This window comes from Radiobacillus sp. PE A8.2, assembly GCF_045635475.1.
In the GTDB taxonomy this organism is placed as follows: Bacteria; Bacillota; Bacilli; order Bacillales; family Amphibacillaceae; genus JBJGXI01.
The window spans coordinates 1-12,330 of record NZ_JBJGXI010000078.1; the positions used below are offsets into that span (position 1 = coordinate 1).

Below are 12,330 nucleotides of genomic sequence, written 5' to 3' on the forward strand. Positions count from 1 at the left end.
TATTAAATTATTTTCACAAAAAATAATAATTACTCGATCATCATCACGTAAGAACTCATAGTGTTCTGACACTTTTAATCTCCACATTATTATATTTTACAACTAAAAAATTTATTAAACGAGGTGAAAAAATGACAACTAGTCTATTAGCAAAAGAGTATCCGATAGATAAGATATTTAGTAACGATTACGCATTTTCAATACCTAATGTACAAAGACCATATTCTTGGACGGAGGAAAATACTGAGGTTTTATTAGATGATTTATTAGAGTTCATTGATAATTCTTCAACAAATTTTATTGATGAAATGAATCCATATTTTTTAGGTAGTATTGTATTAATAAAAGAAGACGGACCAGACTCACAAGTATTAGATGGTCAGCAACGATTAACCACACTAACTATCTTACTTGCTGTACTTAAAAACCTATTACCCGAAAAGGCTAATGAAATTAAAGGGTTTTTATACGAAGAAGGAAATTCATTAAGAGGAACACCTGACCGCTTTCGGTTAACACTAAGAGATCGAGATGCTGATTTTTTCAGAGAGTTTATTCAGGCTGATGGTGGGATAGATAAATTATCAACTAACATGAAATTTGATAATGATAGTCAAAAGCAGATAGTTACCAATACATTACTCTTAAAAGAACGACTTTCTAACATCTCACAAGAAGAGAGAACTCAACTTGCTACATATTTATCATAATGAAATGTTATTTAGTTGTCGTAAGTACCCCTGATTTCGATTCGGCATACAGAATATTTTCGGTATTAAATGACCGGGGGCTGGATCTATCTCATTCCGATATTTTAAAAGTAGAAGTGATTGGTAAACTTCATAAAAATGAACAGGATAAATTTAATGAAATGTGGGAGGATGCTGAGGAATATCTAGGCCGTGATACCTTTAATGAGTTATTCTCTCATGTAAGAATGATTTACCTGAAATTTAAATTAAGGTCAACTATAATTAAGGAATTTCGAGATTACGTTAAACCTTCAGAAAATCCCAAAGACTTCATTGAAAATAAGTTGGTACCTTTTTCTAATGCATTTAAAAGTATATTAGAAATGGATTACAAAAGTGCAAATAATGCAGATGAAATCAACAATCATTTTTATTGGTTATTAAAGATTGATAATAGGGATTGGGTTCCTGCTGCAATTCTTTTTCTTTCAAAGTATGAAAATGATTCCCCAAGGCTTTTAAAGTTTTTCAAAGATTTAGAGCGTTTGGCCATGGCTATGATGATACTTAGGTATAATATAAATCAACGTATTGAACGGTTTAGAAATCTTCTAATCGAAATTGAAGACGGTAAAAACCTTTATATAGAAAAATCCTCTCTCCAATTAACAAATGAAGAAAAAAGACTGATTGTCAAACAATTGGACGGAGATCTATACCAAATGAAGAAAGTCCGTTTACCAGTATTGCTAAAATTGGATTCATTATTATCCGATGATTGGATTATATTAACTCAAGTAACTGCGATTGTAATATTAGTAGATCTTGCATTATTACAAAACCCAAACATAACTAAAATATGGAAAGCTGAATTTGCACATGAGGAGCAGGTTAAAAAAACAATACTTGAATCCCGCCGTACTGCTATTATGGATGAGAGTAAGGTGAAGAAGCATCAAGAAATTTTACATACAACAGTTGAATATTTTTCGGACGAATATGAGGAAGAACTTTATTCGTTAATCGAATTTAAAGAGGCTCTAGAAAAATATTGTAGGAAATATACTGAAATATTTGAATTAAAAGTTGGCTTCTATATGTTTGACCCTATCATGTTTATGGATGACCAGCAAAAACAAGATATTATAAGTGGTAAAGTACATGATATTGAATTGGGAAATGGCATAATTCTCTTTGAAGATATGAATGATGAAGATAAAGAAAAAGCAAAGACAACATTAATAACTTCTTTGACAAAAGGAGAGATTGAAGTATTGGTAAAAGAAAGATTAATTGCTATTCCTTATTTTAGTGAAAGTTTTTGTACAATTTCCACTGTTTCAAGTGAATTTGCAAAAGTTGAAACTATAGATGCTTTGCATATTTCTAACATGATAGCAATGTTAGATTGGTTTATTGGATTCAAGGAAGAATAATTGTCAATTGTAAGCCAATGAATGAGTAGTCTATTAATCTATGATATAATTACTTTAAATGAAGGATTCTAGGAGGTGGATAGTTTATGGCAATTGATGTGGAAGAGAAAAAGTCAAGTAGTGGTGCATCTAGGAACTCACGAAAGAATAAAAATAGTCAAAGTAGACGTCCATCTAGAATTTCGAGAAATCAATATTTATATCCAAAACCCCACATTAGTGATGAAGATACTGGACGCAGATCAGTAATCGAAAAGACAAATTCAGTACTAAAAGCTATAGCGAAACGTCAATAAACGAATTTAGTTAGTTATATTATAGAACCCTTTTGAATAGACTTGATAACAAGTTTTATATCAGGAGGGTTTTTCTATGCGATCTAAAAGAAAGGAAAAAAGTAATCAATTTCCAGTAACGAAAGCTTCTAAACTAGTCAAAAGACCTATTGTTAAAAGAATTGAAGAAACATTGGAGTACATAGAGAAGAAGCAGAAATAACTTTTTTATTAGATCAACAGGGGATGAATACTACCTTTATCGTGTCCATCACTAATCCATCACCTGCCTCATGTGTCCAAACTGCTATCTCGTCCAAAATAAACGGACAGACATCTCAAAGGTTATTCTCATAGAAAACATGCGCGTTTGTTGCATTAATATTCTTTCGTATTTGTTTCGTATTGTTTTGTTTATATAATTTGTCCGCACTTCGGGTCACAATGTAGTCGATGTGCCGGTTGATACTCCAGTCCGAACTATAGTCCATATGTGGTCCATGTTGGCCACAGACTATTCATCTGGTAGATCGAAGCCTTCTTTCCACCTTGCGATTGGAAAGAAATATAGCATTTATCCACCAGTTCCTCTTTTTATGGGTTAAAAGGTCCGATGGTTAATCTTACCGTCGCGGCAACGGTGAATGCTGCTTTCTAACCAGTTAATTGTTTGTTGTGCATGAGGGTATGCCGTACAGGCTGACTCAGAAAGTGGGACAAATCGATATAGTTATAAAATCCATTTAATAGAGTTCATGAGTAAACTTCCTTTCATTTTTGGGATTGGTTATGTAAAAGAGGGTCAGGTTTACTGTTCTAGTCTATGTGAAAAAGCTAAGGTCCTGCTGGAACGATAAAACTGACCCCGCGTTCCACCGCACTCTGTGTACAGTTTGATCCAAGCGATGTCCAGCATAGGTGGGAAGAGATGACCGATGACGGTTATATAAGTAACCATAATCCGAATGGTAACGCCTTGTATGTTGTTGATATTTGTGTGCATCCGGAGTACCGCAAATTGGATCTAGGTAGATGGCTGATGCAATCGATGTATGAGGTTGTTATTCAGTATGATTTAGAGCGTTTAGTAGGTGGAGGTCGGCTTCCAGGCTATCACAAATATGCAAACGAGCTTTCTGCAGAAGCATATTTAGACCGTGTTGTTTCAGGGGAATACAAGGATCCTGTTACGAGCTTTTTATTGCGATGTGGGCGAAAGCCTTTAGGTGTGATTGAGAATTATCTAGAGGATGAAGAATCGTTACATTATGCTGCTTTAATGGAATGGAAAAATCCATTTAAACGTTAGAAAAGCGTGTCCTCCGGTGTCGGTGGGCACGCTTTTATTGATTTGTTTTTTCATTAACGAATGCTTCTATTTCTTCTGCTGTACCCATTGCTAGAAGTTGATCTTTGTAAGATGAAAAAATCTCGATGAAACAGAGCATCAGTTTTACTGTTCTGGTCTATGCGAAAAAAACCATAAGATCCCCGCTGGAACGATAAAACTGACCCCGCGTTCCAAAAAAAACGTGCCCACCTAGGTGGACACGCTTTATGAGCTAAGTCTATTGATTTGTTTTTTCTTTAACGAATGCTTCTACTTCTTCTGCTGTGCCCATTGCTAGGAGTTGATCTTTGTAAGATGCTAGCTCTTTTTTAGATAAATCTCTAATTTGGGTACGTGCTGGAAGAATTGATGTTGCACTCATGCTGAATTCATCTAATCCAAGACCTAATAAGATAGGAATTGCAATCGAGTCGCCAGCCATTTCTCCACACATACCAGCCCATTTACCTTCTGCGTGTGCAGCCTCGATCACGTTGTTGACGAGGTTAAGGATTGCTGGGTGATACGGTTGGTATAAATAAGAGACGCGCTCATTCATACGATCTGCTGCCATTGTGTATTGGATTAAATCGTTTGTTCCAATACTGAAGAAATCAACTTCCTTCGCGAACTGCTTGGCAATAACAGCCGTAGATGGAATCTCAACCATAATACCAATTTCGATACTATCAGAAACTTTAACGCCTTCTTTTGTTAAATTGGCTTTTTCGTCTAATAATATTGCTTTCGCTTCACGGAATTCACTTAGCGTCGCGATCATCGGGAACATAATTTTTAAATTACCGTAAACACTAGCTCGTAGCAATGCGCGAAGCTGGGTACGGAAAATATCCGTACGTTCTAAGCAAAGACGAATCGCACGGAAGCCTAAAAATGGGTTCATTTCCTTTGGCAGGTCTAAGTAATTTAGTTCTTTATCTCCACCGATGTCTAACGTTCTCACGACAACAGGCTTGTCTCCCATTTGCTCAAGCACGGATTTATAAGCGTCAAATTGCTCATCTTCAGTTGGAAGTTCACTTTTACCCATGTATAAAAACTCGGTACGATAAAGCCCGACACCTTCGCCACCGTTTTCTAGTACGCCAACAACATCTTCTGGCGTTCCAATGTTAGCAGCTAGCTCTACGTGGACTTGATCACTTGAAAGCGTAGGCTCGTCTTTAAGCTTTGCCCATTCTTTCTTTTGTAGTTCAAAATCCGCTTGTTTTTGCTTATACGCAGCAACTTCTTCATCTGTAGGGTCGAGGATAACTTTTCCTTCAATCCCGTCAACGATGATTAGTTGATCCTTACTAGCATCAGATGTAATTGTTTTTGTACCAACAACTGCTGGAATTTCTAAAGAACGCGCCATAATAGCCGAATGTGATGTTCTACCACCGATATTTGTAGTGAAGCCCTTCACAAATTGTTTGTTTAATTGAGCTGTATCAGATGGTGTAAGATCTTCAGCGACAATGACAACTTCTTCATCGATTAATGCAGGATCAGGAAAAGTGACTTTCAATAAGTGTGACATCACACGCTTGGTTACGTCTTGGATATCTGCCGCACGCTCTCGCATGTACTCGTTATCCATCGCTTTAAACATATTGATGAACATTGTAGCAGTCTCATCAAGTGCAACTTCAGCATTGACTTTTTCTGATTTGATTTTGTCTTGAATTGGGTTAATCATTTCTGGATCACTTAAAACTAACAAGTGTGCAGAAAAAATTTCTGCGTGCTCATCACCAAGTGTGCGCTTTGCATTTTCTTTAATCTTTTCAAGCTCTTGTTTAGAAATAGCAAGAGCTTGATTTAAACGTTCTATTTCAGTGTCTGTATCTTCCACTGTCGTTTTTTCGAATGATAAATCTGGAGCTGCAAGTTTATACACTTTTGCGATTGCAATTCCACTTGATGCTGCAATACCGCTCAAACTACTCATTAATAATTACTCTCCCAGTCCTTCTTTTTTAATTACTTCAAGAATGCCGTCAAGTGCTTCTTGTTCGTCAGACCCTTCAGCAATAATTTTAATTTCAGAATCTTTCGGAATACCTAAAGACATAACACCCATGATTGATTTAAGGTTAACTGATTTGCCGTTGTACTCAATCTTTGCTTCCGCTTCATAGCTACTTGCTTTATTAACTAGTACTGTTGCTGGTCTAGCATGTACTCCTGTTGGATCTGTAATTTTAACTGTTTGTTCTACCATAATTAAAAACCTCCTAAGATAATATAAATCATTCATCTTTGTGCGGGCACTCTACAACATAATTTTACTCTTTTTATAGGTATATTTTCAACTTTTGCTTTATGCTTAGCATAAAACCAATTTTTGCTAGTGTGATAAGTATAAATTGCTGCGGGTGACCTTCTCAAAGTTCCAGCTATTAGAATAGCATTGACACATAGAAAAAGTCCAACAACAAATATGTGAACTTACCATTTATTTGTGTGTAGCTTGCTTTAACCTTGCAATAGCTTGGTTTTTGCAGTTGCGATGCTAACTAAATCCCACTCTACTTTGTTATACGTGATGAAGCTGAAGGGACGATCGTTTGAGTCCATTCATAAATATCTGCAAATACTTCTTGTTTGTTTTCTTCATTTAGCATTTCATGTCTTCCACCTGGATAAAAATGAGCAGTAACCTCACCGACGTTCAATTGTTTGTACTGGTCAATCACTTTTTGTACACCTTTGCCAAGGTTACCAACGGGGTCATCTGTGCCGCTAATAAATAATATAGGCAAATCACTTGGAATCTTTGTGATGTTTTGCTGGTCATGTATAACAGTTAAGCCGTCGAACATATCATAGAAAAAGCTTGCCGTCGGTGTAAACGTGCAATAAGGATCGTTTATATACTTTTGGATCTCTTCCTTATCTCTCGTTAACCAGTCTCGTGTTGTTAATGGTTTAGGGATATGTTTCGTATTTCCCATCGAGGTTATGCGTGATAATAATTTACTTTCCCCTTTTTTCCCTTTTCTTATGATTTCTAATCGTGCTAAAAATTTAGCGAATGATAGCTCTACCTGGGAATGGCTTGCTGTACCTGATAAGATTACGCCAGTGAGTAATTCACTATGTTTTTGTATATAATTTCTAGCAACGAAACTTCCGAAGCTATGTCCTAATAAAATAACCGGTGTATCCGGATAGGTATTTTTAATATGTTTGGTAATTTCGACTAGGTCATTCGTTACGGTTTCAAAACCATCTTTTTCAGAAAAATAGCCTAGCAGTCCTTGGCGGTCTCCTGTATTTCCGTGGCCGCGGTGGTCATTCGCAAAAACAAATATATCATTGTCGACAAGATATTCAGCAAATGCTTGATAACGGTCGCTATGCTCGGTCATGCCATGGGAAATTTGAATAATCGCAGCCGGTTGTTTGCTCGGGTCTGTCCAGCTTTGCACAAATACAGAAGTTTGATCTTCCATCTCTAACCAAAAAGAATCTTTTTTCATAAATTATCATCCTTTCTTTTATTGGTTGCATATAGGCGCCTGTTTAAATAACTGCATATAGGTGCTTTTGTCGAAAATAAGCAATTTTAACTTGCTAACTATCCATGACTTGTGCTACATTTATCATATGTATTAGTGGGTCTTAGGAGGTGTGCGCAACATGTATGGAGTTGCGATAACGTTATTAGTAATTGATGCAATTGCTCTTATTATTTTGGTTCTCTTACAATCAGGAAAAAGTGCTGGACTTTCAGGTGCAATCTCCGGTGGAGCCGAGCAGCTTTTTGGAAAACAAAAAGCACGCGGTATTGATGCTGTATTGAACCGTGCTACAATTGTAGTTGGAGTTCTTCTTTTCATTCTAACATTTCTTGTTGGATATGTACTATAAAATGCGTGTTCAAAAAGGTGACGAATTAGCAGCAAGAAGGTCGAGGCGGTGAAGTCTAGAGGACCGCAGTGTAGGCTTTTCCTACATGAGGACCGGATAGACGAACCAACTCTAGAGTTCGCCGCTGATCATTTGGTGCCTTTTTGAACAACCTCTATAATTATTATAGAAACTAAGCAATCCCTTACTGCATATAGTGAGGGATTATTTCGTTTTTAGTAGGGTAAACTAATAGAAAAGGTGTTTGTGGACAAGTTCGGTCGTGAACAAAAATCGGCTCGGACTGTTATGAAGCCATTATTTGTGTATTACAACGAGAAGTTTGGTAGGATTTATCTGGTACATATAGAAATAATAGGGGGAAGTGTATCAATGAAAATTAAATTACCTGAGCCTTTCACGTTTGAAGCTGGAGTACGCGCGGTATTGTTATTACATGGATTCACTGGACATACAGCCGACGTAAGGATGTTAGGAAGATATTTACAAAATCAAGGCTATACGTGTCACGCACCGATCTATAGGGGGCATGGTGCACCGCCGGAGGAGCTTGTCGCATCTAATCCTGACCAATGGTGGGAAGATGTAAACATTGCTTTAAACCACTTACGGGAGCTTGGTCATGAACAAATTGCAGTAGCGGGTTTGTCGCTTGGTGGCGTACTTGGATTGAAATTAGCTTACTCGGAACCGGTGAAAGCAGTGATCCCGATGTGTGCGCCGATGTTTTTTGATAATGAAACACAGCTAACAAAAGGATTTCGGGCGTTTGCTAGCGAATATAAACAACTAGAGAAGAAAGATGATGCGACTATTAATAAGGAAGTCGAACAGTTAATGGGCGAATCAAAGCAACTTTTTTCGAAGCTAGGAGGACTCATTACCGAGGTGAAACAGCATGTTGACCACATTTATGCACCGACAATGGTAATGCAGGCTAGGCGTGATCAGATGATTAATACGGACAGTGCTGACTATATTTATGAAAACGTGGAAGCAGATCAAAAAGAAATCAAATGGTACGAAGATTCAGGACACGTGATTACTTTGGATAAAGAAAAAGAACAGTTACATGAAGATATTTATCAATTTTTAGAATCATTGGATTGGTCTTAATCCATACTAAAGTTAGGTATGGAAAATGGAGAGCTTCCATTGTTTTAGAAGGAAGGTGAAAGATTGAATAATGAAGAAACGAAGCAGAAAATTCTCGATTATTTCAGAGAAAATGCTTCCAAACCATTAGCAGTTAATGAAATAGAAGAAATAGTTGATATCGATGATGCTGATCAGTTCAAAATTTTAATGAAAATATTAAATGAACTCGAGGAAGCTGGAGAGTTAGTTAGAACGAGGAAAAATAGGTATGGGCCACCGGAGCGGATGAATCTGATTCGAGGCAAAATCCAAATGCATGCGAAGGGCTTTGCATTTTTAATTCCGGATGAAGAAGATCAAGATGATGTGTATATTAATCATGCCGATCTGCAGTCTGCCATGAACAATGATAAAGTGTTGGTTCGAATTGAGGGACGCGATGAACACGGCAAGCGGCCAGAAGGTGTTGTCGTTCGTATTTTAGAAAGAGCGGTCTCAGAAATCGTTGGTACTTATGATGGCAATGGCAACTACGGCTTCGTAATTGCCGATGATAAACGGATACCGAACGATATTTTTGTGCCAAAGCATGCATCAGCTGGTGCGGTGGACGGACACAAAGTAATCGTGAAAATTACCAAATATCCTGAAGGACGCATGAGTGCAGAAGGGGAAATCACCCAAATCCTTGGGCACAAAAATGATCCAGGGATTGACATTATCTCGATTATTTATAAGCACGGCATTGCGATTGATTTTCCAGAAGAAGTAATTGAACAAGCTGCAAACACACCGGAATCGATTAATGAAGATGAAATTGCGAACCGCAAAGATCTTCGTGATGAAATGATCGTTACGATTGATGGTGCCGATGCGAAGGATTTAGATGATGCGGTAACCGTCAAAAAGTTAGATAACGGGAACTATAAGCTAGGCGTTTACATTGCTGATGTAACTTATTATGTGGAAGAAAATTCGCCAATCGATAAGGAAGCATTGGACCGTGGTACGAGTGTTTATTTAGTAGACCGTGTGATTCCGATGATTCCACATCGTCTGTCTAACGGAATTTGTTCACTAAATCCACAGGTAGACCGGTTAACACTCGGATGTGAAATGGAGATAGACAAACAAGGACAAGTTGTTGGGCATGAAATTTTCCAAAGTGTGATTAGAACGAATGAACGTATGACTTATAATGATGTGAATAAGATTTTAGTCGACAAAGACGAACAACTGATGGATCGTTATAAGGAATTAGTTCCGATGTTTCAGGATATGGAAGATTTAGCAGCGATTTTACGCGGAAAGCGTTTTGGACGTGGCGCCATCGATTTTGATTTTAAAGAGGCGAAAGTGCTCGTTGATGATGAAGGTAAATCGGTAGATGTTGTAATCCGTGAACGCTCTGTTGCCGAACGCTTAATTGAAGAATTTATGCTATGTGCCAATGAAACAGTAGCGGAACATTTCCATTGGATGGACGTACCGTTTATCCACCGAATTCACGAAGATCCAGATCCATCGAAGCTGCAGAGCTTCTTTGATTTTATAGGAACCTTGGGCTACGTTGTTAAAGGTACGTCCAACGAAATTCATCCACAAGCCTTGCAAAAGGTATTAGATGAAGTAAAGGGCGAGCAAGAGGAAATGATTATTTCGAAATTAATGCTCCGCTCGATGAAGCAAGCGAAGTATGATCCACAAGGCGTTGGTCACTTCGGCTTAGCAACAGAATTTTATACACATTTCACATCACCAATTCGTCGTTATCCAGATTTAATCGTACACCGTCTAATACGGACGTACTTGATTAATAAAAAACTGGATGAAAAAACGATCCGCCATTGGAAAGATGTGTTACCTGATATTGCGAGACACGCTTCTGAAAAAGAACGCGGCGCAGTTGACGCAGAACGTGAAACAGACGATCTGAAAAAAGCAGAATATATGGCTGATAAAATCGGCGAAGAATTTGACGGGGTAATCAGCTCGGTAACAGGCTTCGGTTTGTTTGTCGAACTGCCGAACACGGTAGAAGGCCTCGTGCATGTTAGTTATTTGACCGACGATTATTATCACTTTGATGAGCGTCACTACGCCATGATCGGTGAGCGTACCGGTAATGTGTTCCGCATAGGTGACGAAATAACTGTTAAAGTTGTTAACGTAAATCTAGAAGAACATGTGGTTGATTTTGAAGTTGTCGGAATGAAACCGCGAAAAGAGCGCGTATCCACTGACCGTCCAAAGGTGATCAAAGCGAAAACCTTAAAGCAAAACGACAAAAAAGGTCGTAGCAATGGTAACGACAAACCTAGAGGCAAGGGTAGAGGACCAGGTGGCACACGCCAGAAGAAAAATAAAGGTAAGAGCAAGAAGAAAAAATAGACGTGGAGCACGGCGTGAGAATGCCGTGCCACGTTTTTTTTTTGTTTGGGTGTTGGCGGGAGTTTTCGCGGCCACGAGAGACGTTATTTTGATGAAAAACTGTCTTTTTTGATATTGCCGGCCACCAGGGAGCTTATTTGCATGAATTGTACTGATTTTCCCTGAATTTTACCCAATAAGAGCGCTGGTGGCCGTGTACTGCAAATATCAAGTTTTTCTAAAGAAATAAGCTCCCCTGTGGCCGCAGAAACTCCGACCATTCTATCTTTTCGTATATTCCCCATATAAAATCCAAGCATCACTAACGTCGTATGCATCAAGGTTCGGGATATTTTCAAAGCCTTGCTGAGAAAAATCTATCCACACATGCATATCATCTTCTGTAGCACGGCTTTGCATAAAATGCTTTACTGTCTCCCACAATCCTGGCTGCTCGTTATGGTCATTCCAGAAGTATTTCACATGCGCATACCAGTTACCTTTCCGGTCAGGCTTGATGACGAGGAAACGGTCCTGAGCTTGATTTTGATAAAAGACAGAGGATTCTAGGTGCTGATCGGAAAACAAATCTGCTTTTAATGGCAGTGGATTGTAACATTCATACGGATAGACATTTCCAAGTGCGTTCGTTTGGACGGTTTGTAATAATGCTCGCTTATCCGCCACGGATGTTACTTGTTGCCACACATCACCATTCTCGCCACCAACAAGGTCAATGTCCTTAACTGTAAAGGAGTGAAGCTTTGTCATCACGGATAAACCTAATTTTTCAAGCACGCGTCTCGCGGCTTTGTTACCCTCATTCGTGTTGGCGCCGAGCCATGTAATGGTTGGGTCTTGTCTTAGTACGTCGGCAATGTGAGAGAGCAAGCGGGTCGCGTTGCCTTTGGACAAGTAGCGATGGTCACTGCGCAGTCGACCAATCATCGCATTGCCACCTGGAAACACGTGATACCCTGCAATCGCGAGCAAGTGCTTTTGCTCATCATAAAGACCATACAGAAACTCGTTCTCCGATTGAATTAAATCAGGAAATATGTAATGGATATAATCATCTTCTATGTTTGTTTCCATCTTTTTTACAACATCATAGTCATCCATAACCAGTTCTCTTATCATTAACGTATCTTGCACTTTCGATTGCCCCCTAAATATGTAATCACAGCTTATCTTCTCACAAGAAAATAGCGATTGTCTATTACAATAGCTTCCGATTGACTGCCCATAGA

Annotated in this window: 11 protein-coding genes and 1 pseudogene; 8 read left to right on the forward strand and 4 right to left on the reverse strand. The window is 38.4% G+C overall.

Annotated features, from left to right (window positions below):
* Window positions 1-131: 131 nt before the first annotated feature.
* The 5 genes and pseudogenes from ACI6MV_RS24020 to ACI6MV_RS24040 form a co-directional block, all read left to right on the forward strand.
* Window positions 132-710, forward strand: coding sequence for a DUF262 domain-containing protein (locus ACI6MV_RS24020; protein ID WP_407272849.1), 579 nt, complete (start codon window positions 132-134; stop codon window positions 708-710).
* A complete protein-coding gene (locus ACI6MV_RS24025; protein ID WP_407272850.1) occupies window positions 710-2,128 on the forward strand; it encodes a type II toxin-antitoxin system SpoIISA family toxin in 1,419 nt (472 codons plus the stop codon). Before ACI6MV_RS24020 ends, ACI6MV_RS24025 begins: the two co-directional genes overlap by 1 nt.
* Window positions 2,129-2,214: 86 nt before the next feature.
* Window positions 2,215-2,424 carry a hypothetical protein gene (locus tag ACI6MV_RS24030; protein ID WP_407272851.1) on the forward strand — a complete coding sequence of 70 codons (210 nt, stop codon included), beginning with the start codon at window positions 2,215-2,217 and terminating at the stop codon, window positions 2,422-2,424.
* A gap of 76 nt (window positions 2,425-2,500) precedes the next feature.
* The gene (locus ACI6MV_RS24035; protein ID WP_407272852.1) at window positions 2,501-2,626 is read left to right on the forward strand and encodes a hypothetical protein; all 126 of its coding nucleotides are present in this window, start codon (window positions 2,501-2,503) and stop codon (window positions 2,624-2,626) included.
* Window positions 2,627-3,277: 651 nt separating this feature from the next.
* Window positions 3,278-3,712 (forward strand): annotated as a pseudogene (locus ACI6MV_RS24040) (GNAT family N-acetyltransferase); the annotation flags it as partial.
* A 259-nt stretch (window positions 3,713-3,971) separates the two neighbouring features.
* Here ACI6MV_RS24040 and ptsP read toward each other — a convergent pair.
* The 3 genes from ptsP to ACI6MV_RS24055 form a co-directional block, all read right to left on the reverse strand.
* Window positions 3,972-5,687 carry a phosphoenolpyruvate--protein phosphotransferase gene (ptsP, locus tag ACI6MV_RS24045; RefSeq protein WP_407272853.1) on the reverse strand — a complete coding sequence of 572 codons (1,716 nt, stop codon included), beginning with the start codon at window positions 5,685-5,687 and terminating at the stop codon, window positions 3,972-3,974.
* A gap of 6 nt (window positions 5,688-5,693) precedes the next feature.
* Window positions 5,694-5,960, reverse strand: a complete 267-nt coding sequence (locus ACI6MV_RS24050; protein WP_407272854.1) for a phosphocarrier protein HPr — start codon at window positions 5,958-5,960, stop codon at window positions 5,694-5,696.
* Between the two features lie 307 nt (window positions 5,961-6,267).
* Window positions 6,268-7,221, reverse strand: coding sequence for an alpha/beta hydrolase (locus ACI6MV_RS24055; protein WP_407272855.1), 954 nt, complete (start codon window positions 7,219-7,221; stop codon window positions 6,268-6,270).
* Between the two features lie 160 nt (window positions 7,222-7,381).
* Here ACI6MV_RS24055 and secG point away from each other — a divergent pair, with 160 nt between their 5' ends.
* The 3 genes from secG to rnr all read left to right on the forward strand — a co-directional run bounded on the left by secG (window position 7,382) and on the right by rnr (window position 11,101).
* Complete coding sequence (gene secG / locus ACI6MV_RS24060; protein ID WP_407272856.1) at window positions 7,382-7,612, forward strand: preprotein translocase subunit SecG; 231 nt, start codon at window positions 7,382-7,384, stop codon at window positions 7,610-7,612.
* Between the two features lie 372 nt (window positions 7,613-7,984).
* Complete coding sequence (locus ACI6MV_RS24065) at window positions 7,985-8,728, forward strand: alpha/beta hydrolase (RefSeq protein ID WP_407272857.1); 744 nt, start codon at window positions 7,985-7,987, stop codon at window positions 8,726-8,728.
* A 63-nt stretch (window positions 8,729-8,791) separates the two neighbouring features.
* Window positions 8,792-11,101 (forward strand): ribonuclease R, encoded by a 2,310-nt coding sequence (gene rnr, locus ACI6MV_RS24070; protein WP_407272858.1) that lies wholly within the window; start codon window positions 8,792-8,794, stop codon window positions 11,099-11,101.
* A gap of 261 nt (window positions 11,102-11,362) precedes the next feature.
* Here rnr and ACI6MV_RS24075 read toward each other — a convergent pair whose 3' ends face one another.
* Window positions 11,363-12,235: a GNAT family N-acetyltransferase gene (locus ACI6MV_RS24075; protein WP_407272859.1), complete on the reverse strand. Its 873-nt coding sequence runs from the start codon at window positions 12,233-12,235 to the stop codon at window positions 11,363-11,365.
* Window positions 12,236-12,330: the final 95 nt, after the last annotated feature.

Excerpts from the sequence above, each read along its gene's own strand:
- ACI6MV_RS24020 (WP_407272849.1), top strand. The coding sequence starts at position 132 with ATGACAACTAGTCTATTAGCAAAAGAGTATCCGATAGATAAGATATTT.
- ACI6MV_RS24025 (WP_407272850.1), top strand. The coding sequence starts at position 710 with ATGAAATGTTATTTAGTTGTCGTAAGTACCCCTGATTTCGATTCGGCA.
- ACI6MV_RS24030 (WP_407272851.1), top strand. The coding sequence starts at position 2,215 with ATGGCAATTGATGTGGAAGAGAAAAAGTCAAGTAGTGGTGCATCTAGG.
- ACI6MV_RS24035 (WP_407272852.1), top strand. The coding sequence starts at position 2,501 with ATGCGATCTAAAAGAAAGGAAAAAAGTAATCAATTTCCAGTAACGAAA.
- ptsP (WP_407272853.1), bottom strand. The coding sequence starts at position 5,687 with ATGAGTAGTTTGAGCGGTATTGCAGCATCAAGTGGAATTGCAATCGCA.
- ACI6MV_RS24050 (WP_407272854.1), bottom strand. The coding sequence starts at position 5,960 with ATGGTAGAACAAACAGTTAAAATTACAGATCCAACAGGAGTACATGCT.
- ACI6MV_RS24055 (WP_407272855.1), bottom strand. The coding sequence starts at position 7,221 with ATGAAAAAAGATTCTTTTTGGTTAGAGATGGAAGATCAAACTTCTGTA.
- secG (WP_407272856.1), top strand. The coding sequence starts at position 7,382 with ATGTATGGAGTTGCGATAACGTTATTAGTAATTGATGCAATTGCTCTT.
- ACI6MV_RS24065 (WP_407272857.1), top strand. The coding sequence starts at position 7,985 with ATGAAAATTAAATTACCTGAGCCTTTCACGTTTGAAGCTGGAGTACGC.